We start from the raw sequence: 22,837 nt of genomic DNA, 5'->3' as shown, positions 1-22,837 counted from the left end.
TTGGGGAGAGGGAGGGGCCCGTCGCGTTGGCGACGGGAGGGTGAGGGGGGACTACCCCTCCACCGTGCCGATCACCGCCAGGCAGTCCCCCGCTTTCACCAGCCCTGGGAAATGCCGGGCCGCCAGGATGCCGTCCAGTGCCGCCCGGTATTCCGCCGGGGCCTGGCCGGTGCGGTCGACCGGGTGGATGCGGGCGATGATGTCGCCCTTCCGCACCGGGTCGCCGAGGTCGACGCAGGTCTCGGTCATGCCGTCCTGCTCGGCGAAGCGGAAGCAGTCGGCGGAGGGCATGTCGAGCCAGCGGCTGGGCACGCGCTCGACCTCGCCCTGCAGGATGCCGGCATGGCGCAGCAGGTTGCGCACGCCGCGTTTGGCGATCCCCGCCGTGCGCGCCGTGGCGGTGCCGCCGCCGCCGAGCTCGGTGGTGACGAAGACCTTGCCCGCCGCCTCGGCCGCGGTGTCGTACATGCCGACCGCGTCGATCTCCAGCATCCGCATCGACCAGGGGGCGGAGAACGCCTCCACCGCCGCGAAGCAGCGCGCCTCCTGGTCCTTGTCGGGCAGGATGTGGGCGGCGGCGAAGGGCACGAAGTCCAGAGTCCGGCCGCCGGAGTGGAAGTCCAGCACGATGTCGGCCAGCGGCAGCAGGTGGCGCTGGAAGTAGTCGGCGATCTTCTGCGTCGGCGTGCCGTCCGGCCGGCCCGGGAAGCTGCGGTTCAGGTTGCCCTTGTCGATCGGCGAGGTGCGGGTGCCGGCGCGGAAGGCGGGATAGTTCATCGCCGGGACGATGATCACCCGGCCGCGGACCGACGCCGGGTCCAGCGTCCGCGCCAGGTCGAACAGGGCGATCGGCCCCTCATATTCGTCGCCGTGATTGGCGCCGGTGAGGAGCGCGGTCGGCCCCTCCCCGTTCTTCACCACCGCAATCGGGATCATCACCGAGCCCCAGGCGGAATCGTCCCGGCTGTAGGGCAGGCGCAGCGTGCCGTGCTGCACCCCGTCGCGGTCGAAATCGACGGAAGGGACGATCGGCGAGGGCGGCAAGTCGCTCATGGTTTCACGAAGAGCTGGCGCGGCACGTCGGCCAGGATCTCGACGCCGCTGTCGGTGATGGCGATGCTCTCGGTGATCTCCAGCCCCATCTCCTCCAGCCACAGCCCGGTCATGAAGTGGAAGGTCATGCCGGGCTCCAGCACCGTGCGGTCGCCGGGGCGCAGGCTCATGGTGCGCTCGCCCCAGTCGGGCGGGTAGCTGAGGCCGATCGGGTAGCCGGTGCGGTTGTCCTTGATGATCCCGTATTTCTTCAGCACCGCGAAGAAGGCGTTGGCGATGTCCTCGCAGGTGTTGCCGGGCCGCGCCGCGCCCAGGCCCGCCTCCATCCCCTCCAGCACCGCCTTCTCGGCATCGAGGAAGGCCTGGGTCGGCTTGCCCAGGAACACGGTGCGCGACAGCGGGCAGTGGTAGCGCTTGTAGCAGCCGGCGATCTCGAAGAAGGTGCCCTCCCCCGACCGCATCGGCTTGTCGTCCCAGGTCAGGTGCGGGGCCGAGGCGTCGGCGCCCGAGGGCAGCAGCGGCACGATCGCCGGGTAGTCGCCGCCGAAGCCTTCGACGCCGCGGATGCCGGCATCGTAGATCTCGGCCACCAGGTCGTTCTTGCGCAGGCCGGGCTCGACCTTCTCGACGATCCGCTTGTGCATCGCCTCGACGATACGGGCGGCCTTGCGCATGTAGTCCAGCTCCTGCGGGCTCTTCACCGCGCGCTGCCAGTTCACCAGCGCGGTGGCGTCGGCGAAGCGGGCATTGGGCAAATGGCGCTGCAGCGAGGCGAAGGCGGCGGCGGAGAACCAGTAATTGTCCATCTCGACGCCGATCGACAGCCGGCCCCAGCCGCGCGAGTCGATGATCTCGGCCAGCCGGTCCATCGGGTGCCGCTCGGTCGACTGCACGTAATGGTCGGGATAGCCGATGATGTTGTCATGGGCGAGATAGGCGGTGCGCTTGGCGCCGTTGGCGTCCTGGCCACGGCCGTACCAGATCGGCTCGCCCTCCGGCGGCACCAGCACGCCCTGGTGGACATAGAAGGACCAGCCGTCATAGCCGGTCAGCCAGGCCATGTTCGACGGGTCGCTGATCCACAGCAGGTCGATGCCCTTGCGGGCCATGGCGGCACGGGTCTTGGCGAGCCGCGCGGCATATTCCTCGCGGCTGAAGTTGAGCTCTACGGACATGCTGTGCCTCTCAGCTTTCGAATGGGGTGCCGACCCCGGCGGCGGCGACACGGCCGCGGGCCAGGGTGGCGATAGCGGTGTCCTGGACGCCGGTGCCGGTCAGGTCCGCGACGGTGATGGCGGCGGCGGAGGGCCGGCCCGCTGCTTTGCCCGCAATGACCGCGCCGAGCTCGGGGAAGACGGCGTCGGCGGCGACGGTGCCCGCGGCGATGGCGTGGTGCAGCTCGCCCAGCCGGCGCGTCTGGGCCAAGCTGTCGGCGACGTAGAGATCCGCCTTGGCGAGGATCGCCGGGTCCAGCTCGTTCTTGTGCTCGGCGTCCGACCCCATGGCAGTGACGTGCTGGCCGGGCGCCAGCCATTCGGCGCGCAGGATCGGCTCGGCCGCCGGGGTGGTGGTGACGATGATGTCGGCGCCGTCGATCGCGGCCCGAGGCGCCGCCTCGGCATGGACGGCGAGGCCCAGCTCGTCCGACAGTCTTGCCGCGAGCGCCTGCGCCCGGTCCGGGTCGCGGGCCCAGATCCGCGCCTCGACGATCGGCCGCACCAGGGTCAGGGCCTTGAGCTGAAGCCGGGCCTGCACCCCGGCGCCGAAGATCGCCGCCACCCATGAGTCCGGCCGCGAGAGATGTTTCGCGGCCACCGCCCCGGCCGCGGCGGTGCGGACATCGGTCAGATAGCCATTGTCCAGGAACACGGCGTCGACCAGCCCGGTCCTGGCGTTGAACAGCACCATCAGCCCGTTGGTGCTGGGCAGGCCCAGCTTCCGGTTGTCGAAGAAGCCGGGGCTGATCTTGATGGCGAAGCCGTCCAGCCCCGGCACATAGGCGGTCTTGACGTCGACCTCGCCGCGATGCTCGGGGATGTCGAGGCGCAGGATCGGCGGCATCACCACATCCTTGGTGGCCAGCGCCAGGAACGCGTCCTCGACGCAGGCGACGGCGTCGCGGTCGAGCGGGACGGCGCGGCGTAGCTCCGCCTCCGTCACGATGGTCATGCGGGGCACGATGTCTCCTCCCAGGCGCCGCTGACGATCCGCCGGTGCAGCGCCATGTCGATGTTGCGGCCCGAGACCACGAGTACGGTCGGGCCGGATACGGTGAGCTTGCCGGCCAGCAGCGCGCCGATGCCGACCGCCCCGCCGCCCTCGACGATCTCCTGCTCCGCCGCATAGGCGTGGTCGATCGCGGCGGCGATCTCGGCCTCGGTCAGCAGCACCGCCTCGTCCAGCAGGTCACGGGCCAAAGCGAAGGTGAGGCGGTTATCGAGGCCGATGCCGCCGCCGAGCGAATCCGCCAGCGTCGGCAGTTCCTCGACCGCGACCGGCCGGCCGGCGGCGAGGCTGTCGCGCATCGCCGGGCCGCGGGCCATCGACACGCCGACCATGCGGGCCTGCGGCCGCAGCCCCTTGACCGCGGCGGCGATGCCGCCGAACAGGCCGCCGCCGGACAGCGGCACCACCACCTGCGCCACATCGGGCAGGTCGGCGACGATCTCGAGGCCGATGGTGCCCTGGCCGGAGATCACGTCGGCATGGTCGAAGGGCGGGATGGCGGTGAAGCCCTCCTCCGCCACCAGCCGGTCGACCTCTTCCTGCGCGTCGTCTTGGGACCGGCCGACGATGCGGATCTCGGCGCCGAGCGCGCGGATCGCGGCGACCTTGTTCTCCGGCACCAGAGCGGACATGCAGACGACGCAGCGCAGGCCCTGGCGGGCGGCGGCATGGGCCAGGCCGCGGCCATGATTGCCGGTCGAGGCCGCGGCGATGCCGACCTGTCGCGCCTCGGGCGGCAGGGACAGCACGGCGTTGGTCGCGCCGCGCAGCTTGAAGCTGCCGGTGGTCTGCCGGGTCTCCAGCTTGAGGAACACCGGCGCCCCGGCGCGCTCGGACAGCGAGGCGGAACGGACCAGCGGCGTCCGCACCACCTCACCGGCGATGCGATCGGCGGCGGCGCGGATGGTGTCGAGGGTGACGGCGGTCATCGGCCTGGACCTTTAAAGCGCCGGCACTCCCTTTTTAGTCCCCCCTCCCCTTGCGGGAGGGGGGCAGGGAGAGGGGTCTGCGCGCGTCCGCGCGCGAATGCGATGGGCCTTGGAGTTCCGATAGGACACGGCCGGTTCTGGCGGAGGGACCCCCCTCCCCCTACCCCCCWCCCGCGAGGGGAGGGGGGACTCGAACGAGAGACGTCGGCAGCTTTGCTACGCCCTTCCCCTTTCCTGTCATGCCCGGGCTTGACCCGGGCATCCAGGGAATGCCGATGCCGCTCTGGGTGGCCCCTGGATTGCCGGGTCAAGCCCGGCAATGACATTGAAAAAAGCGGATAGGCGATCATCGCGGCCTCACAGCGCCATCAGCCGGCCGAGCTCCGGCCGGGGGCGGTCGTCGCCGCACAGGCGCAGCGCCATCCAGGCGGTGGCGAGGTTGCTGGTCACGACCGGCTTGCCGATCCGGCGCTCGATCTCCGCCACCACCCCGGCGGCGCGCAAGGCGGTGCAGGAGATGAACAGCGCCTCGGCGTCCGGCGCCATCGCCGCCTCGGCCGCTTCCACGATCGACGACAGGCTGATCCGCGCCATCTCGCGGTCGTCGTCCAGGCCGAGGCAGGTAAAGCGGGCGATGTCGTGGCCGTGGCCGGTGAAGTAGTCCGCCATCGGCCGGCTGGTCTCGACCGTATAGGGCGTCAGCACCGCGATCCGGCGGGCGCCGAGCGCATCGAGGGCGCGGCGCGCGGCCAGCGGCGGGGTCACCACGGTGACGCCCGGCTTGGCCTCGCGGATCGCCTCCTCGACCGCGTCGTCGCCCATCACCACCGAGGCCGAGGTGCAGGAATAGCAGACCAGGTCCAGCCCCTCCCCCGGCAGGATCAGCCCGGCGCCCTCGCTGAGGCGCGGCTGCATCCGGCGCAGGTTCTCCGGGGTGGTCGGGTTGGCATAGGCGATGCGGGCGACGTAGACGCCGATCCGATCACTCGCGACCATGCGGTGGAAATCCGGCTCGCTGGTGTGGTCGGTCGCCAGGATGACCAAGCCGACCCGCTTCGGCAGGGGGCGGTCGTCGAAGCTAAGCGGCAGGGTGGACCGTTCGATCTCAATCATGGTCGGCTCCGGCTCAGCGCAGCGGCCGGAAGCGGCGCTCCAGGAAGCGGAGGCCGACCACGGCGATCAGGCTGATGACGAGGAAGAAGGCGCCGACCAGCGTCATCGGCTCCAGGTAGCGGTAGTTGAAATTGGCGACGCTGCGGGCCTGGTTCATCAACTCCAGGACCGTGATGGCGGAGAGCAGCGGCGTCTCCTTGAACATGGCGATGAAGTAGTTGGCCAGCGCCGGCAACATCGGCGGAATCGCCTGCGGCAGGATCACATGGCGCCAGCTCTGCCCCGCCGTCAGGTTGCAGGCCTTCGCCGCCTCCCACTGGCCGCGCGGGGTGTTGTCGATGCCGGCGCGGTACACTTCCGCCGTGTAGGTGGCGTAGTGCAGGCCGAGGCCGATCACCCCGGCGGTCAGGGGCGACAGCGTCAGGCCGAGATCCGGCATGATGTAGAACAGGAAATACAGCTGCACCAGCAGCGGCGTGCCGCGAATGAACTCGATCAGGAAGCCCACGGTGCGGGCCAGCCAGCGCCGGCGGGTCCGGCGCAGCAAAGCGAGGCCGAGGCCCAGCACCACCGCCAGGGCGTAGCCGAGGATGGTGGCCAGGATGGTGATCTTCACGCCCTGGATCAGGGTCGGGAGGATCTCGACGACGAAGGCCCAGTCCCAATCCATGGCTCAGCTCCGCACGCCGTCGAGGCCGCGGGCCAGGCGGCGCTCCAGCGCCCGCACCCCGGCCGAGATCAGCAGCGCCAGCGCGAAATAGATCAGCAGGATGGTGAGGAAGGGGAAGGCGGTGCTGCCGGTCTGGGCCCGCACGATCTGCGCCTGGAAGGTCAGGTCGGTCAGCGAGATCAGCGACACCACGGCGGTGGCCTTCAACAGCTCGATGGCGTTGTTGCCGAAGGTCGGCAGCATCAGCACGAAGGCCTGGGGCAGGATGACGTGCCACAGGCTCTGCCGCCGGGTCAGGTTCAGGGCGACGCAGGCCTCGCGCTGCTCGCGCCCGATCGACTGCACGGCGCCGCGCACCACCTCCGCCCCATAGGCCCCGACATTGAGGCCGAGGGCCAGCACACCGGCCAGCAGCGGGCTGAGCTCGAACCCGGCCAGCGGCAGCACGAAATAGATCCAGAACAGCTGCACGAAGATCGAGGTGCCGCGGAAGAACTCGACATAGGTCGTGGCGATGGTGCGCAGCAGCCAGCTGGACGACAGCCGCCCCAGCCCGGCCAGGAAGGCAACCACCAGCGCCAGGGCGCAGCCCAGCACGGTCAGCTCGATCGTCACCCAGGCGCCCTGCAGGATCAGCCCGAGATAGCCTTCCCACTGGTTCATGCGGCGGCTCGTCGTGGCGGGGTCATCGTGCGGATGTCATTCCATTTCTGACCGTCATCCCCGCGAAAGCGGGGATCTCGCGACCGGACGAGCGGACAGAGATTCCCGCTTTCGCGGGAATGACGGACAAGGGTGGCTGTCAGTTCGGGCCGCCGCACATCGCGTCGCGGTTGGTCTCGAGCGCGGCCTTGGCCGAGAAGCCATAGGGCTCGACGATCTTGGCGAACTCGCCGGACTGCTTCAGCGCCGCCAGCTCCTTGTCGAAGGCGTCGCGCAGCGCCGTGTCCTGCTTGCGGAAGGCGGCGCCGTCGCAATAGACCGGCGCGTTCTTCACCGGCCCGATCATCTCGATATTCGGGTCGGACGCCTTCTTCAGCAGATCCTGGATCGACAGGATCGGCAGCGAATAGACGTCGATGCGGCCGTCCTGCAGCATCTTGATGCCGCTCTGACCGTCCGGCACCACGATCACCCGGTCGCGCGGCACCCCGGCCTCGAGCGCCAGCCGCTCCTCGGTGCCGCCGCCCGGCGCGCCGATCTTGGCGTCCGCATTGGCGGCGATGTCGGCATAGCTCTGGAAGTTCTTCGGGTTGCCCTTCGCCACCGCGAAGGCCTCGCCGTCGCACAGGATCGGCTGGGAATAGGCCACGGCGCGGCAGCGCTCCGGCTTCATGAACAGGCCGGCGGTGACCGCGTCGAAGCGGCGGGCCTGCAGGCCAGGGATCATGGCGCCGTATTCCGAGATCGAGGCGACGACATCGGGCACGCCCATGCGCTTGAACACCTCGCGCGCCACGTCCGGCCCGGCGCCGGAAACCTTGCCGTCCGCCGCCACCGCGGTAAAGGGCGGCTCGTTGGCGATGGCGATGCGGGCGAAGCCCTGCTCCTTCAAATTCTCCAGCGTGTCGGCCGTGGCCGGCTGCGCGAAGGCCGCCAGGGCGGCGGCCGATGCGGCGGCCAGGATCAGACGCGCGCAAAATCCGGTCTTGTTCATGTTTGCCTCTCCTGTTCTGCGTTTGGGGGCCGCTGCGGTCAGATCCGTTGGCCGGCGGCGATGATCTTCTTGAGGAAGGTCTGGGTCCGCTCCTCGCGCGGGTGCCGGAAGATCTCGTCCGGCGGCCCCTCCTCGACGATCCGGCCGCGGTCGAAGAACAGGACCCGGTCGGCGAAGTCGTGGGCGAAGCTCATCTCGTGGGTGACCAGCAGCATGGTCATGTCGGTCTCGGCGGCCAGGCGGCGCATGACGTTCAGCACCTCCTCGACCAGCTCGGGGTCGAGCGCCGAGGTGACCTCGTCGAACAGCATGATCTTCGGCTTCAGCGCCAAGGCGCGGGCGATCGCCACGCGCTGCTTCTGGCCGCCGGACAGCTGCGCTGGCATCGCCTTGGCCTTCTCCGCCATGCCGACCAGCTCGAGCAGCTCCATCGCCCGGGCCTCGGCGGTCTTGCGGTCGGCGCCGGCGGTCAGGATCGGCGCCAGGGTCACGTTGTCCAGCACGCATTTGTGCGGGAACAGGTTGAACAGCTGGAACACCATGCCGATCTTGGCGCGCATCTTGTGCAGATGGCGGTCATCGGCCGCCACCAGCCCGCCGTTCCGCGGCATGTGGAACAGTTGCTCGCCTTCGATCCGGATATGGCCGCCGTTGATCTCCTCCAGCGTCATCAGGATGCGCAGGATGGTGGTCTTCCCGGAGCCGGACGGCCCGATCAGGGCCAGCTTCTCGCCCGGCTTCACGGTGAAATTCAGGTCGTTCAGGACGGTCAGCGGCCCGAAGCGCTTGGTGACGCCCTCGACGCTGATGCACGGGTCGGATGCGGAGTTCGCCAAGTCGCTCTCCCTGTTGCGGCGACGGGCCTCTGTTGCTGCCAACGATGGAAGGGAGACAAAATCATGTCAAATGGAAAAATAAATCAGTACAATCTCATCTGCCGTGATGATTCCTTAGGCAGTGGCTTGCCGGTTGCTACATCGCCAGCAGCACCGGCTCCGGCTCGCCCTGCAGCAGGCTGACGACGATCTTCAGCCCGTCGCGCAGCTGCTCGGGCGTGGTCGAGCCGACCGAGATCCGCACCGCCGGCTGCCGGTCCATGCCGCCCTCGCTGGCGCCCCCGATCGCGAACGAGGCGCCGGGCGCGATCGCCACGCCCTGCAGCCGGGCATGCGACACGAACTCCTCCTCCGACCGCCCCTCGCCCAGCGGCAGCCAGACATGCAGCCCCTCCGGATGGGCCTTGTGCGGGATGCCGGCCAGCAGCTCAGCGGCGATCGCCTGGCGGCCGCGAATCGCCTCGACCTGCCAGCGCACCAGCTCCGACGCCGTGCCGTTCTCGACCCAGCGCGCGGCCAGCTCGGCGATCAGCCCGGTCGCCATCCAGCTGGTCACCAGGCTGCGGTTGGCCACGCCCGGCCCCAGCCGGTCCGGCACCACCAGATAGCCGGCGCGCAGCCCCGGCATCACGCATTTGGTGAAGGTGGTGACGTACAGCGTGCGCTCCGGCGCCAGGGCGGCCAGCGGCGGCAGCCGCTCGCTCAACAGCGGCGCCAGCACGTCGTTCTCGATGATCTGCAGGCCGTGGCGGCGCGCCACCTCGACGATCCCGGCCCGCCGCGCCGCGCCCATTAGGCTGGCGGTGGCGTTGATCGGGTTCGGCATCACGAACAGGGCGCGGACGTCGCCCTCGCTGCAGGCCTCGTCCAGCGCCTCGGGGATCACGCCCTCGGCATCGATCGCCACGCCGCGCAGCCGCAGGCCGAGATAGGCGGCCAGCGGCACCAGCGTGTGGTGGCCGACCGCCTCGGTCACCACGGTGGACCCCGGCGGGGCCGCGGCCATCAGGGCGATGGTCATGCCGGCGGTGGCGCCGTTGGTCAGGTGGATGGCGCCGGGCGTGGCCTCAACCCCGCACTGCTCGCGCAGCCAGCCCTGCGCCACACGGCGGTGGCGGGCGAACAGCGTGTTCGGGCGGAAGGACAGCACGGCGGAATGCGGCAGATCGTCCGCCAGCGCATGCAGCGCCGCCTTCATCGCGTCGATGTGACGGGTCTCGCACACCACCGGCTTCAGGATCGAGAGATCGATCACCTCGCTCAGCCGCTCGGGGATGTAGGGCGGCACGGGCTCGCGCTGCGGCGCGCGGATGAAGGTGCCGCGCCCGGTCTCGCCGGAGATCAGGCCGCGGCGGATCAGCTCCTCATAGGCCCGACTGACGGTCTGCACCGACAGCTCCAGCGTCTCGGCCATGTGCCGGTGCGTCGCCAGCCGCTCGCCTGGCTGCAGCCGGCCATCCGAGATCGCCCGCGCGATCTGGTCGGCCAGGGAGAGATAGGCGGGCCGCCGCAGGGCGGCGGGGTCGGGTTGCCACATTGTCATGATTGGACTGTGATCCAAGATCAGTTCAATTGACAACCCGATTTACACAACGGCATGGTTTCCGCCATGTCCTCCGTCAAGCTCGACCCGATCGACCTGCGCATCCTGGCCGAGATCCAGCGCGACGGGCGCATCACCAAGCTGGCCCTGGCCGAGAAGGTCGGGCTGTCGCCGACGCCGTGCTGGACCCGGCTGCACCGGCTTCAGCGCGAGGGCGTGATCTCCGGCTACCACGCCCGGCTGGCGCTGCGCCGGATCGCGCCCTTCGCCATGGTGTTCGTCGAGATCACGCTGGGTGCCCACCGCCAGGCCGATTTCGACCGGTTCGAGCGGGCGGTGAAGGCGGTGCCGGAGGTGGTGGCCTGCTGGTCGCTGGGCGGCGGCATCGACTATCTGCTGAAGGTGGTGGCGCGCGACATCGACGGCTATCAGCGGCTGATCGACCGGCTGCTGGAGGAGGAGATCGGCATCGACCGGTACTTCACCTACATCGTCACGCGAACGGTGAAGGACGACGTGACGGTGCCGGTGGAGGTGCTGGCGGGAGCGGACGGGACGTAGGCGGAGAGACTCTCTCGCCTGCGCATCGCTCCAAGAGACTTGGTCTCCCGCCGCCCCTGCAAACAGCCTCCTTCTCCCCTGCTCTCCCCCTACCCTGGCGGCATCGCCCTTGACGGAGGCTCAGCCGATGACCGCCCTCGCCACCCGGCCCAGCCAGCATGACGCGCTGGGCCGCCTGACCGATCGCCGGCTGCTGCGCGAGCTGGCCTATGTCGACGGCCGCTGGACCGCCGCCGCCAATGGCGCGGTGTTCGAGGTCGTCGACCCCGCCACCGGTACCACCGTCGCCCGCGTCGCCCGGCTGGGCGCGGCCGAGGCGGATCGTGCCATCGCCGCCGCCGAGGCCGCCTTCCCGGCCTGGCGGGCGCTGCTGCCGCAGGAGCGAGCGGCGAAGCTGCGCAACTGGTTCGACCGAATCCTTGCGGCCAAGGAGGACCTGGCCCTGCTGATGACACTGGAGCAGGGCAAGCCGCTGGCGGAATCGCGCGGCGAGATCGACTACGGCGCCGGCTTCGTCGAATGGTTCGCCGAGGAGGCCAAGCGCCTGAACGTCGAATCCGTCACCAGCCATCTGCCCGGCGCCGAGATGATGGTGCGGCGCGAGCCGCTGGGCGTCATCGGCATCGCCACGCCGTGGAACTTCCCCTGCGCCATGCTGACCCGCAAGGCCGCGGCCGCCCTGGCCGCCGGCTGCACCGTGGTGGCGCATCCGTCGTCGCAGACACCGCTGTCGGCCCTGGCGCTGGCCGAGCTGGCGGAGCGTGCCGGCATCCCCGCCGGGGTCCTGAACATCGTCACCGGTGACCCGGAGCCGATCGTCGGCCGGATCTGCGCCGACAAGCGGGTGCGGGCGGTCAGCTTCACCGGGTCGACGGAGATCGGCCGGCTGATCGCCGAGCGCTGCGCCCCGACGATCAAGCGCTTGCAGCTGGAACTCGGCGGCCATGCGCCGCTGATCGTCTTCGCCGATGCCGATCTGGACCGCGCCGTGTCGATCGCGATCGACGCCAAATTCGCGACCTCGGGCCAGGACTGCCTGGCCGCCAACCGGATCTATGTCGAGCGGCCGGTCTATGCCGCCTTCTGCACGGCCTTCGCCAAGCGGGTGGCGGCGCTGAAGGTCGGCAACGGCCTCGATGCCGGGACCGAGATCGGGCCGTTGATGCATGGCCGCGCGGTGGCCAAGGCGGCGGAGCATGTCCAGGACGCCGTGGCGCGCGGGGCCCGCTGCCTGGCCGGCGGCGATGTCCATTCCGCCGGGCCGCTGTTCTTCGCCCCGACCGTGCTGGCCGATGTGCCGGACGACGCCGCGATCATGCGCGAGGAGACCTTCGCCCCGGTCGCCGCCGTCACCGCCTTCGATGCCGAGGACGAGGTGATCGCCCGCGCCAACGACACCGAATACGGGCTGGTGGCCTATGTCGTCACCCGCGACGGCGGCCGCATGCTGCGGTTGGGCCGCTCCCTCGACTACGGCATGGTCGCGGTCAACCGGGTCAAGATCACCGGCGCCCCGATCCCGTTCGGCGGCACCAAGCAGTCCGGCCTCGGCCGCGAAGGCTCGCGCCACGGCATCGAGGCCTTCACCGAGCTCAAATATCTGTGTCTGGACGCCGCCTGAGCGCCCGCCCCTCGTTCAAGGAGAACCCCGATGGCCCTTCGCGGCAACGAACTCGACGCCTGGGATCGCGATCACTTCTTCCACCCGTCGACCCATATGGCGGCCCATGCGCGGGGTGAGACGCCGAACCGGATCATCACCGGCGGCGAGGGCGTGTACATCACCGACCGCGACGGCAAGCGCAGCCTGGATGCCTTTGCCGGCCTCTATTGCGTCAATGTCGGCTACGGCCGCCGCGAGATCGCCGACGCGATCGCCGCCCAGGCGCATGAGCTGGCCTATTACCACGCCTATGTCGGCCACGGCAGCGAGCCGTCGATCCGCCTGGCCAAGATGATCATCGACCGCGCACCGGCCGGCATGTCGCGGGTGTTCTTCGGCCTCGGCGGGTCCGACGCCAACGAGACCAATGTCAAGCTGGTCTGGTACATCAACAACATCCTGGGCCGGACCAAGAAGAAGAAGATCATCTCGCGCTGGCGCGGCTATCACGGCTCCGGCCTGATGACCGGCAGCCTCACCGGGCTCGAGCTGTTCCACAAGGCCTTCGACCTGCCGCTGGCCCAGGTGCTGCACACCGACGCGCCCTATTACTACCGCCGTGAGGACCGGTCGCTGAGCGAGGAGCAGTTCTCCCAAGCCTGCGCGGACCGGCTGGAGGAGCTGATCCTGGCCGAGGGGCCGGAGACGGTGGCCGCGTTCATCGGCGAGCCGATCCTGGGCACCGGCGGGCTGGTGCCGCCGCCAGCCGGCTATTGGGAGAAGATCCAGGCTGTCCTGGCCAAATACGACGTGCTGCTGATCGCCGACGAGGTCATCACCGGCTTCGGCCGGTTGGGGTCGATGTTCGGGTCCGACCACTACGGCATCAAGCCGGACCTGATCACCATCGCCAAGGGCCTGACCTCGGCCTATGCCCCGCTGTCCGGCGTGATCGTGTCGGAGAAGGTGTGGAAGATCCTGGAGAAGGGGTCCGATACGCTCGGCGCCATCGGCCATGGCTGGACCTATTCCTCGCACCCGCTGTGCACCGCCGCGGCGATCGCCAACCTGGAGCTGGTCGACAGCCTGGGGCTGGTCGAGAACGCGAAGGAGACCGGGGCCTATTTCAAGCAGGCGCTGACCGACGCCCTGGCCGGCCATCGCATCGTCGGCGAGGTGCGCGGCGAGGGCCTCGCGGCAGCGGTCGAGTTCGTGGCCGACAAGGACGACCGGGTGTATTTCGACCCGGCGCTGAAGGTCGGCCCGCGGATCTACGCGGCGACGCTGGCCCGCGGCGTGATCACCCGCGCTTTGCCGCAGGGCGATATCCTGGGCTTCGCCCCGCCGCTGTGCCTGACCCGCGACGAGGCCGACATCGTGGTCAAGGCCGTGACCGGCGCCGTCGAGTCGGTGGCGAGGGAGCTGTGAGCGACGCCATGATCGCCGAAACCATCCCCCCCACCATGCGCGCCGTGGTCCTGACCGGCCATGGCGGGCCCGACAAGCTGGTCCATCGCGACGACGTGCCGGTGCCGAAGCCGGCGGCCGGCGAGGTGCTGATCGAGGTCGCGGCCTGCGGCATGAACAACACCGATGTCTGGGTCCGCGAAGGCGCCTACGGCACCGAGGCGGACCCGGAGGCGGTGTCGAGCTGGCGCGGCCGCGGCGACCGGTCGACCCTGACCTTCCCGCGCATCCAGGGCACCGACACGGTCGGCCGCATCGTCGCGGTCGGCACCGGCGTGCCGGCAGCGCGGATCGGCGAGCGGGTGATGGTCGATTTCAGCATCTACAACCGCGACGACGACAGCCTGGCCGACATCGACTACATGGGCCATGGCCGCGACGGCGGCTATGCCGAGTACATGGCGCTGCCGGCCGACCACGCCCATCGCGTCGACACGCCGATGAGCGATGTCGAGCTGGCCACCTTCTGCTGCGCCTACCTGACCGGCGAGCACATGCTGGACCGTGCCCGGGTGGCGGCGGGCGAGCGCGTGCTGGTCACCGGCGCCTCGGGCGGCGTCGGCTCCGGCATCGTCCAGCTGTGCCGCGCCCGCGGTGCCATCCCCTATGCCGTGGTCGGACGCGGCAAGGAGGCGGCGGTGCTGGCGATCGGCGCCGAGGCGGTGGTCACCCGCGACGCCGGCGACCTGGTCTCGGCGGTCGAACGCGCCACCAAGGGCCGGCCGATCGACGTCGTCGCCGACCTGGTCGGCGGGGCGATGTTCAACGACCTGCTGCGCATCCTGCGGCCGGAGGGGCGCTACACCACCGCCGGCGCCATCGCCGGGCCGGTGGTGCAGTTGGACCTGCGGACCATGTACCTGAAGCACCTGGAGCTGCACGGCTCGTCCCAGGGCACCCGCGGCGCCTTCCGCCGGCTGGTGCGCTACATCGAGGAGGGCAAGCTGAAGCCGCTGGTCGGCGGCGTCTACCGCCTGTCCGACTTCCACCGCGCCCAGGCCGACTTCATGGCCAAGGGCTTCGTCGGCAAGCTGGTGGTGGTGCCGGATTCGAAGTGGACAGGCGAGCGAGAGGCTTAAGTACTCAGAGCTCCCTATATAATTGTCATGCCCGGGTTTGACGAGGGCATCCAGAGACTGTCGACATCTTCTGGATTGCCGGGCCAAGCCCGGCAATGACAATAAAAGTTGAGCTCTGCCCTCTTGCCTGTCCCTATCACACCCGCACCACGTGCAGGTCGCGCGGCAGGGTGGACAGGATCTCCGGCCCGTCCTCGCGCAGGATCACGATCTCCTCGAGCCGGATGCCGAAGCGGCCGGGGATGTAGATGCCGGGCTCGATCGAGAACACCATGCCCTCCTCCAGCACCGTCTCGGAGGTGGCGGTGATGTAGGGCGGCTCGTGGCCGTCGATGCCCATGCCGTGGCCGGTGCGGTGAACGAAGTAGTCGCCATAGCCGGCATCGGCGATGACGCGCCGGGCGGCCGCGTCGACCTCCTTGGCCGGCACGCCGGGCCTCGCGGCCTTCAGCGCCGCCTGCACCGCCTTCTCGACGATGGTGTGGATCTGGCCGTAGCCCTCCGGCGGGCGGCCGATCGCGACCATGCGGGTGATGTCGCTGGGGAAGCCGTCCTTGCGGCCGCCGATGTCGACGACCACGGCGTCGCCCTCCTCCAGCCGGCGCCCGCCGGTCTGGTGGTGCGGGAAGGCGCCGTTGCCGCCGCCGCCGACGATCCAGAACTGCGGCGACGCGCCCTCCGAGCTGAAGTGGTCCTTGATCACCGCCGCCAGCTCCAGCTCGGTCATGCCCGGCCGGGCCGCGGCGAAGGCCGCCTGAATGGCGCGGTCGGCGATGCCGGCATTCATCTTCAGCTTGGCGAATTCGGCGGCATCCTTGCGCATGCGCAGGGCGCCGATGGTGCCGTCGGTGAAGCTGTGCCGCGCGCCGGGCAGCACGCCGAGCAGCAGCAACGCGAAGTCGGCCCGCATGGTCTCGTCCAGCACCACATGCCCGGCCTGGGCCGCGCCGACATCGGCGAGGGCAGCGGCCAGCGCTGCGTCCGGCCCGACGGCATCGTCCCAGGTGTGGAAGGCGATCGCCGTTTCCTCGCGCGAACCCTCGGCGTTCAGCACCGGCATCAGGAAGGCCTCGCGCTCCGGCCCGATCAGCAGCAGGCAGGGCCGCTCGTCGGCATGCGGGTGGAAGCCGGCCGCCCATTGCATGTGCGAGCCGGGCCCGAGCGCGACGAGGTCGACGCCCGCCTCCCGCATCTTGCCACGCAGCGCCGCCAGCCTCTTGCCCAAATCGACCGCCATCCTGTCCTCCCGACTCGCGGCGTCCCGCCGCCACCGATCACTACCCTAGGTCGCCTCGACCCGGAACTCCTCGCGGTGGATCGCCGTGCGCAGCACGCCGTCCGCTCCGACCACGCCGCGATACATGCCCTCGCAGTTGAAGGGCAGCGAGACATTGCCCTGGCCGTCGACCGCGATCAGCCCGCCAGAGCCGCCGGCCGGGGCGAGCAGCGCCTGCACCACATCCTCGGCCGCCTGCTCCAGCCCCTGGCCGGCCCAGCGCATGCGGGCGTCGATCTCGTGGCCGGCCGCGTAGCGGATGAAGATCTCGCCATGGCCGGTGCCGGAGACGGCGCAGGTGGCGTTGTCGGCCCAGGTGCCGGCGCCGATCACCGGGCTGTCGCCGACCCGGCCCGGCGTCTTGCCGGTCATGCCGCCGGTCGAGGTGGCGGCGGCGAGATTGCCGGCGGCGTCGCAGGCCACGGCGCCGACCGTGCCGTGCCTGCGCGCCGGGTCGCCATCGTCCGGCAGGGCCTGGCGGCGGCGCTCCAGCTCGTCCTGCAGCGCCTGCCAGCGCCGCTCGGTGCGGAACCAGGACGGGTCCATATGCTCCAGCCCGGCCTCGCGGCAGAAGCGGCGCGCCCCCTCCCCGGCCAGCAGCACATGCTCGGTCCGCTCCATCACCGCGCGGGCGGCGAGGATCGGGTGGCGCGGGCCGCAGATGCCGGCGACGGCGCCGGCGCGGCGGTCACGCCCGTCCATCACCGACGCATCCATCTCATTCTCGCCGGCGCTGGTGAAGACGGCGCCGCGGCCGGCGTTGAACAGCGGGTCCTCTTCCAACGCCATCACAGCGGCGGTGACGGCGTCGAGCGCCGAGCCGCCGGCCGCCAGGACGAGATGGCCGTTGCGGAGCGCGGTGCGCAGGCCCCGGTGATAGGCCTCCTCCTGCTCCGGCGACAGCGAGTCGCGGCGGATGGTGCCGGCGCCGCCATGGATCGCCAGGACGGCGCGGGATGGGTCGGTCATGGAAGCCTCGAGGGTCAGCGGAGGAAAGCGGTCATCGCGGACACCGCGTTCATCCAGCGGATGGCGTCGGCGACGCTGCCGGCCGGCAGGGCGATGGTGACGCCGTCGCGCCGTTCGGCCGGCGGCAGGGTGGCGGCGAGGTCGGCCAGGGCCGGGCCGCCCATCYCCAGCTCCAGCGTGTACGGCCCCTCGATGCGGAAGGGCGGCATCGCGCCGGCGCGGCGGACGGCGCGGGCAGCACCCTCGCGCAGGGCGGCGCGGGCGGCGGGCAGCGGCAGCGACCGGGCGGCGCGGTTGCCCAGGGCCTGCTTGGTCTGGACGAACTCGGCCTCGGGGAAATGCTCGCGCAGCTCGGCGACGCAGCGGTCATCGCCTGAGACCAGCGCCACCGGCACGCCCAGGCTGCCGGCATAGGCGCCGTAGATCCCCGCTTCGCCCAGCGGCTGGCCGTTCAGCCGCACGGCGCGGAAGGCGAAGCCGCTGGTGGTGTGGGCCAGCACGCCCCGCTCCGACGCACGGGCGTGATAGCCCAGGCAGAACACGGCGGCATGGCCGGCATCGAGCCCGCAGAACATGTTGAGCGGCTTCGGCTTGCCCTGGATCAGCTCCGCCGCCGGGTGCAGCAGCTCCGGCAGCAGGTTGGTCATCGGGCCGTGGGCGTCATTGACCAGGATCTCGGTCGCACCGCCCTCCAGCGCGCCCTCGATCGCGGCATTGACCTCCTCGGTCATCAGCCGGCGGGCGCGTTCGTACTCGCCATTGCCCGGCTCGCCCTGCTGCGGCGTGATCACCCCGGCCACGCCCTCGATGTCCGACGAAATGTAGATCTTCATTTGCGTTCCTCCGCTTCCAGCCAGTCCGCCAGCGACGGCCGGCTGTGTCCGTTACGTCCGATCGCAGGCCCGGCGGCGCAGAGCGCGTTCAGCACCGCCTCCTGCGTCGCCTCGGCGGCGGCCTGGAACAGCCGGTCGATGCGCGCTTCGTTCAGCACCCGGATCGGGACCAGGTCGCGCTTCTGGTCGTGCTCCACCGGATCGGCGGTGGAGAAGCCGAGCGCGATGTCGCCGCTGCCATGGCCCCAGAAGGCGCCGAGCCGCGCCAGGCCGGCGCCGCAGCGTTTGGTGACGCGGTGCAGCTGGCGATGCTCCAGCGGCGCGTCGGTCGCCAGGATCACGATCACCGAGCCCTTCTCGGGTGCCGGTTCGGAGGGTGGCGCCGGACGTCGGCCGTCGGGCAGCACCAGGTCGCCGGCCCGGCCGAAATTGGCCAGCACCAGCACGCCGAGATGGAAATGGTCGCGGTCGAACTTGACCCGGCGGGAGGCGGTGCCGATGCCGCCCTTGAAGCCGAAGCTGCTCATCCCGGTGCCGGCGCCGACCGAGCCCTCGCCGACCTTGCCGTCGCTGGCCGCGGCGACCGCTTCCAGCGCATCGATCTCGGTCACCGCCAGGGCCTGGATGTCGGACAGGAAGCCGTCATTGCACTCCAGCACGACCGGATTCACGGTGCCGGTTTCGCGGCCGATGTCCGGGTTGGCCTCGATCGCGGCGCGGACCAGCGCCGTGGCGCAGGTGCCGACGGCGAAGGTGTTGGTCAGCAGGATCGGCGTCTCGACCGTCCCCAGCTCCGCCACCTGCATCAGGCCGGTGCTCTTGCCGAAGCCGTTGATCACCTCGACCGCGGCGCGCGCCTTGCTGCGGAACAGGTTGCCGGCATGCGGCAGGATGGCGGTGACGCCGGTCAGCACCTCGCCGACATGCAGCGTCAGATGGCCGACCAGCACACCGGGCACATCGGTGATGGCGTTGAGCGGCCCGGTCGGCAGCGTGCCGCAGACCAGGCCGAAATCGCGGGCGAGACGGGCCGTCACCGATGCCTCCCTTACGTCTTCAGCTTCGGGTCCAGCGCGTCGCGCAGGCCGTCGCCGAGCAGGTTCAAGGCCAGCACCGTGACGAAGATGGCGATGCCTGGGAAGAGGGTGATGTGGTCGGCGACGCCGAGATAGCTGCGGCTGAGCGAGATGACCGACTTGCCGGAGCCGCTCTCGCCCACCGCCACCGTCTCGCCCGGCGCGATGGCGAAGCCGAGGTCCTCGACCGCGGTCACCGGGCCGGCAGCCCGTCGACCTCGATCAGCGGCGCCGCCTGGCTCATGCCGGCAGGCCGATCAGGCGGTCGAAAGCGCCGCGCACCCGCCGCCAAACCGGCCCTGGCCGGCCGGGGCCGACCGCGGCGCCGTCCAGCCGCAYGATCGGCGCCAGCTCCTTGGTCGTGCTGGTGATCCAGATCTCGTCGGCGGCCCGCAGCTCGGCCTCCAGCACGTCGCGCTGCTCGATCGCGAAGCCCAGCTCTTCGGTGAGGCTGATGGCAATGCGGCGGTTGATGCCGTCGAGGATGCGATGGTCGGCGGCGGGCGTCGCCACCCGCTCGTCCTTGACGACGAAGACGTTGCTGGCGGCGCATTCGCTGACCAGCCCGTCGCGCAGCATCACCGTTTCCAGCACCCCGGCCTCGGCTGCCTGCTGGGCGGCGAGGACGGAGGGCAAGAGGGCGATCGACTTGATGTCGCAGCGTAGCCAGCGGATGTCGGGGGCCGAGACCAGGGCGAAGCCATCCGCCTGCTGTGCCCGGCTCAGGCGCTTCAGCGGGCCGGCGAAGGCGAGGATGCTGGCATGGGACGCGGCCGGGAAGGCATGGCTGCGCTGGGCCGGGGCGCCGCGGGTGACCTGCATGTAGATGGTCCCGGCCGGGCGCGGCGCAGTCTCGGCCAGCTGCCGGAACACCGTGGCGAGACCGGCGCGGTCGAGGCCGGGCTCGATCCGGACCGCGGCGAGGCTGCGGGCCAGCCGGTCGAGATGGGCGTCGAGCTCGAAGATCCGGCCGTCATAGACCGCCACCACCTCGTAGACGCCGTCGGCGAACAGGTAGCCGCGGTCGAGCGGCGAGACCTGAACCTGGTCGAGGGGGAGATAGGAACCGTTCCAGTAGGCGAGGGTCATTGTCGGCGTTCCTGGGCTGGGGGACGGGTGCGTCGTCGACCAGGAGGAAGGGCATAATCCGTTCGGCCCGCCGCATGTAGAGATTTTTCAGAAATTGGGTCACTGACGGACCGGACGTTTCCGAAATCGTCATCGCGAGGAGTTCGGGCTCGCGATGACGTGAGCTCACCATCCGGGATCAGAACTCCATCAGCACGCTCTTGTGGCGCAGATTGGCCTCGACCGCCTGGCGCCCGAGATCCTTGCCGATGCCGGAGCGCTTGTAGCCGCCGGTCGGCAGGATGAAGTCCGCCGTGCGGCCGTAGCGGTTGACCCAGACGGTGCCGGCCTGCAGCCGGCGCACCGCCCGCATCGCCCGGCCGAGATCCGCCGTGTGCACGCCGGCGGCGAGGCCGTAATCCGGGTGGTCGGCCAGCGCCAGCCCCTCCTCCTCGTCGTCGAAGGCCTGGACCGTCAGCACCGGGCCGAAGATCTCCTCGCGCACCGCCGGCATGTCGGGGGTGACGTCGGTCAGGATCGTCGGCTCGTAGAAGGCGCCGTCCTGGATCGAGGCCATTCGCCGGCCGCCGATCACGGCCCGGGCGCCGGCGGCGAGGGAGCGGCGGACGATGCCGTCGATCCGGTCGGCCTGCGGCGTCGAGATGATCGGCGAGAAGCTGGTGTCCCCGCGCCAGGTCGGGCCCGGCCGCACCTCGGCGAACAGCACCATGAGCCGTTCCACCATCTCGTCCCTGAGCCGGCGCTGCACGATCAGGCGCGAGCCGGCGACGCAGACCTGGCCGGCATTGCCGAGGATCGCGGCGGCGACCTGGCGGGCCGTGCGGTCGGCGCTCGGCGTGTCGGCGAAGACCAGCTGCGGGCTCTTGCCGCCGAGCTCCAGCGTCACCGGCTTGACCCCGCTGGCGGCGCTGGCCGCCATGATCGCGGCGCCGGTGCGGGTCGAGCCGGTGAAGGAGATCTTGCCGACCAGCGGGTGGCGGCACAGCGCGTCGCCGGTGACGGCGCCGGTGCCCTGGACCACGTTGAAGATGCCCGGCGGCACACCGGCCTCGACCGCCAGCTGCGCCAGCAGCACGGTGGAGAACGGCGTCAGCTCCGACGGCTTGAGCACGATGGCGTTGCCGGCGGCCAGCGCGGGTCCGGCCTTCCACGACGCCATGCTGAGCGGGAAGTTCCAGGGCGTGATCGCGGCGACGACGCCATAGGGTTCGGAGATCACCAGGCCGAGGCTGTCGCTGCGGGTCGCCGCGACCTCGCCGCCCAGCTTGTCGGCATATTCGGCGAAGAAGCGGAAGCCCTCCGCCGTGCTGGCCACGTCGACGGCCAGGGCCTGGGCGATCGGCCGGGTAGAGCCGAGCGCCTCGAGCCTCCCCAGCTCTTGCGCCCGGGCGTCGATCAGGTCGGCGAAGCGGCGCAGCACCCGGGCGCGTTCGCGCGGCGCGCAGCTGGCCCAGTCGGTCCGGCGCTGCGCTTYGGCCGCGCCGGTCACCGCCCGGTCGACGAGGTCGGCGGAGGCAATGGGGAGGTCGGCATAGAGCGCGCTGTCGGAAGGGCGGCGGACGCCGATCGTCTCGCCCTCCCCCACGACGACGCGCCCGTCGATGAAATGGCCGGGGGGGATGGCGACTGCGGCGGGATCGAAGTCGAGCATGGTCAGTATCCCGCGGCCCAGCGGGCGAGGTCGGCCGCGCTTTCGGCACCGTCGAACATGGCGACGATGCGCTCGCCCAGCAGCGGCCCGAACTTGAACATCTGGCCGTCGCAATGGGTCACCACGAGGCCGCGCCCGGCGGTGTCGAGCCGGAAGCGGCGCGACGGGTCGAGGACGTAGTAGCCGACCTGGATCCGGGTCGGGCGATAGTCCGCTGCATCCCGGAGATAGGGCCGGAACGGCGCCAGGATCGCCTCGCTTTCGCTGGCGAGGTCCGAACCGAAGCCGTCGACCTCCGGCCGGGCGCGTCGCCGATGCGGGCCGTGGCCGAGCTTGAGACCGGCGCCGCGGCGGTCCGGCAGGGTGTAGCCGCCATGGTCGCCGAGGGTGACGATGGCCGGCGCGTCCCGCCAGGACTGGGCGAAGCGGGCCGGCGGCTCGACATAGCACAGGCCCTGCCGCCAGGTGGACGCATCGCCGTAGCGCTCCGGCATCAGCGCCGGCAGCCAGGCGCCGGCGGCGACCACCAGGATGTCGCCCTCGACCGTACTGCCATCGGCCCGGACGGCGACGCCGCGCTCCTGGTCGACCCGGGCGATGCGGCAGCCGCCTTCGACCACGGCCCCGTGATCCGCCACCCAGCGCGCCAGATCGGTGACGATGCGGCCGGCGAAGAGCGGCCCGCCGGGGAAGGCGACGACGCCCCAGGCGCCCTCGGGCAGTTGCAGATGCGGGCACAGCCGCTCGACGCCATCGCGGTCCAGCACCTCGTGCGCGACACCCAGCTCGCGGAAGACCTCCAGCGTCTGGGCGGCGTAGTCGCCGGCCTCCAGCGAGATCGCGACCGCGCCGGTGTTCTCGAACTGCTCGCTGCCGATGTCGTCCCAGACCCGCGACCACGCCTCGAAGGCCGGCGCCACCATGCGGGTGTAGCCGGCGGCCGCGCCGTAATGGTAGCGGATCATCCGGTGCTGGTCGTAGGAGGCGCCGTGCGGGTTCGGCACCTCGCCTTGCTCCAGCAGGTGCACCTCGTGCCCGCGCTTAAGCGCCGCCCGCGCCACGGACAGACCGACGATACCGGCACCGATGATGACGACACGAGCCATAGGATACGCCCTGTTCTTCCGGTGAAGATGCCTGCGAGGGCAATCGGGTGAAGGAACGGAACCCACAACTGTCATGCCCGGGCTTGACCCGGGCATCCAG

At 70.7% G+C, this 22,837-nt stretch carries 22 protein-coding genes; 4 read left to right on the top strand and 18 right to left on the bottom strand.

Features of this window, described 5'->3' with window-relative positions:
* Positions 1-51 precede the first annotated feature (51 nt).
* The 10 genes from doeB to ehuR form a co-directional block, all read right to left on the bottom strand.
* Positions 52-1,053, bottom strand: coding sequence for a N(2)-acetyl-L-2,4-diaminobutanoate deacetylase DoeB (gene doeB / locus AB4Z01_RS04410; protein WP_441690955.1), 1,002 nt, complete (start codon positions 1,051-1,053; stop codon positions 52-54).
* On the bottom strand, positions 1,050-2,228 hold the full coding sequence (gene doeA / locus AB4Z01_RS04405; RefSeq protein ID WP_441690953.1) for an ectoine hydrolase DoeA: 1,179 nt from the start codon (positions 2,226-2,228) through the stop codon (positions 1,050-1,052). Before doeA ends, doeB begins: the two co-directional genes overlap by 4 nt.
* A gap of 10 nt (positions 2,229-2,238) precedes the next feature.
* Positions 2,239-3,222: an ectoine utilization protein EutC gene (eutC, locus tag AB4Z01_RS04400; protein ID WP_441691044.1), complete on the bottom strand. Its 984-nt coding sequence runs from the start codon at positions 3,220-3,222 to the stop codon at positions 2,239-2,241.
* A complete protein-coding gene (gene eutB / locus AB4Z01_RS04395; protein WP_441690951.1) occupies positions 3,219-4,208 on the bottom strand; it encodes a hydroxyectoine utilization dehydratase EutB in 990 nt (329 codons plus the stop codon). The genes eutC and eutB overlap by 4 nt, the downstream gene beginning before the upstream one ends.
* 357 nt (positions 4,209-4,565) lie before the next feature.
* Positions 4,566-5,321, bottom strand: coding sequence for an ectoine utilization protein EutA (eutA, locus tag AB4Z01_RS04390; protein ID WP_441690949.1), 756 nt, complete (start codon positions 5,319-5,321; stop codon positions 4,566-4,568).
* A gap of 13 nt (positions 5,322-5,334) precedes the next feature.
* Positions 5,335-5,991: an ectoine/hydroxyectoine ABC transporter permease subunit EhuD gene (ehuD, locus tag AB4Z01_RS04385; protein ID WP_441690947.1), complete on the bottom strand. Its 657-nt coding sequence runs from the start codon at positions 5,989-5,991 to the stop codon at positions 5,335-5,337.
* A 3-nt stretch (positions 5,992-5,994) separates the two neighbouring features.
* Complete coding sequence (gene ehuC, locus AB4Z01_RS04380) at positions 5,995-6,654, bottom strand: ectoine/hydroxyectoine ABC transporter permease subunit EhuC (protein WP_441690945.1); 660 nt, start codon at positions 6,652-6,654, stop codon at positions 5,995-5,997.
* 139 nt (positions 6,655-6,793) lie between these two features.
* A complete protein-coding gene (gene ehuB / locus AB4Z01_RS04375; RefSeq protein WP_441690943.1) occupies positions 6,794-7,648 on the bottom strand; it encodes an ectoine/hydroxyectoine ABC transporter substrate-binding protein EhuB in 855 nt (284 codons plus the stop codon).
* A gap of 38 nt (positions 7,649-7,686) precedes the next feature.
* Positions 7,687-8,484, bottom strand: a complete 798-nt coding sequence (gene ehuA / locus AB4Z01_RS04370) for an ectoine/hydroxyectoine ABC transporter ATP-binding protein EhuA (RefSeq protein ID WP_441690941.1) — start codon at positions 8,482-8,484, stop codon at positions 7,687-7,689.
* A gap of 136 nt (positions 8,485-8,620) precedes the next feature.
* Positions 8,621-10,027: a MocR-like ectoine utilization transcription factor EhuR gene (gene ehuR / locus AB4Z01_RS04365; protein ID WP_441690939.1), complete on the bottom strand. Its 1,407-nt coding sequence runs from the start codon at positions 10,025-10,027 to the stop codon at positions 8,621-8,623.
* A gap of 66 nt (positions 10,028-10,093) precedes the next feature.
* Between ehuR and AB4Z01_RS04360 the strand changes: the two genes are divergently transcribed.
* The 4 genes from AB4Z01_RS04360 (at position 10,094) to AB4Z01_RS04345 (ending at position 14,737) form a co-directional block, all read left to right on the top strand.
* Positions 10,094-10,588, top strand: coding sequence for an Lrp/AsnC family transcriptional regulator (locus tag AB4Z01_RS04360; protein WP_441690937.1), 495 nt, complete (start codon positions 10,094-10,096; stop codon positions 10,586-10,588).
* A 127-nt stretch (positions 10,589-10,715) separates the two neighbouring features.
* Positions 10,716-12,209, top strand: a complete 1,494-nt coding sequence (locus AB4Z01_RS04355) for an NAD-dependent succinate-semialdehyde dehydrogenase (RefSeq protein WP_441690935.1) — start codon at positions 10,716-10,718, stop codon at positions 12,207-12,209.
* Between the two features lie 30 nt (positions 12,210-12,239).
* The gene (locus AB4Z01_RS04350) at positions 12,240-13,619 is read left to right on the top strand and encodes an aspartate aminotransferase family protein (RefSeq protein WP_441690933.1); all 1,380 of its coding nucleotides are present in this window, start codon (positions 12,240-12,242) and stop codon (positions 13,617-13,619) included.
* Positions 13,620-13,627: 8 nt separating this feature from the next.
* Positions 13,628-14,737, top strand: a complete 1,110-nt coding sequence (locus AB4Z01_RS04345) for an alcohol dehydrogenase family protein (protein ID WP_441690931.1) — start codon at positions 13,628-13,630, stop codon at positions 14,735-14,737.
* A 136-nt stretch (positions 14,738-14,873) separates the two neighbouring features.
* On the opposite strand, the gene AB4Z01_RS04340 is transcribed toward AB4Z01_RS04345, so the two are convergent.
* The 8 genes from AB4Z01_RS04340 to AB4Z01_RS04305 all read right to left on the bottom strand — a co-directional run bounded on the left by AB4Z01_RS04340 (position 14,874) and on the right by AB4Z01_RS04305 (position 22,737).
* A complete protein-coding gene (locus tag AB4Z01_RS04340; protein ID WP_441690929.1) occupies positions 14,874-15,974 on the bottom strand; it encodes a M24 family metallopeptidase in 1,101 nt (366 codons plus the stop codon).
* Positions 15,975-16,019: 45 nt separating this feature from the next.
* Positions 16,020-16,982, bottom strand: coding sequence for an isoaspartyl peptidase/L-asparaginase family protein (locus AB4Z01_RS04335; protein WP_441690927.1), 963 nt, complete (start codon positions 16,980-16,982; stop codon positions 16,020-16,022).
* 14 nt (positions 16,983-16,996) lie between these two features.
* Positions 16,997-17,815 carry a M55 family metallopeptidase gene (locus tag AB4Z01_RS04330; RefSeq protein WP_441690925.1) on the bottom strand — a complete coding sequence of 273 codons (819 nt, stop codon included), beginning with the start codon at positions 17,813-17,815 and terminating at the stop codon, positions 16,997-16,999.
* Positions 17,812-18,852, bottom strand: a complete 1,041-nt coding sequence (locus AB4Z01_RS04325; protein WP_441690924.1) for a DmpA family aminopeptidase — start codon at positions 18,850-18,852, stop codon at positions 17,812-17,814. Before AB4Z01_RS04325 ends, AB4Z01_RS04330 begins: the two co-directional genes overlap by 4 nt.
* An 11-nt stretch (positions 18,853-18,863) precedes the next feature.
* Positions 18,864-19,088, bottom strand: a complete 225-nt coding sequence (locus tag AB4Z01_RS04320) for a hypothetical protein (protein WP_441691047.1) — start codon at positions 19,086-19,088, stop codon at positions 18,864-18,866.
* A 43-nt stretch (positions 19,089-19,131) separates the two neighbouring features.
* Positions 19,132-19,980, bottom strand: coding sequence for a D-amino acid aminotransferase (locus AB4Z01_RS04315; RefSeq protein WP_441690922.1), 849 nt, complete (start codon positions 19,978-19,980; stop codon positions 19,132-19,134).
* A 178-nt stretch (positions 19,981-20,158) separates the two neighbouring features.
* Positions 20,159-21,631 carry an aldehyde dehydrogenase family protein gene (locus AB4Z01_RS04310; protein ID WP_441690921.1) on the bottom strand — a complete coding sequence of 491 codons (1,473 nt, stop codon included), beginning with the start codon at positions 21,629-21,631 and terminating at the stop codon, positions 20,159-20,161.
* A gap of 2 nt (positions 21,632-21,633) precedes the next feature.
* Positions 21,634-22,737 (bottom strand): NAD(P)/FAD-dependent oxidoreductase, encoded by a 1,104-nt coding sequence (locus AB4Z01_RS04305; protein WP_441690919.1) that lies wholly within the window; start codon positions 22,735-22,737, stop codon positions 21,634-21,636.
* Positions 22,738-22,837: the final 100 nt, after the last annotated feature.

It is taken from the genome of Inquilinus sp. YAF38 (genome assembly GCF_052113205.1).
Classification (GTDB): domain Bacteria; phylum Pseudomonadota; class Alphaproteobacteria; order DSM-16000; family Inquilinaceae; genus Inquilinus.
The sequence above is the reverse complement of the archived record's forward strand: the minus strand, read 5'-3'. Positions and strand labels throughout refer to the sequence as shown.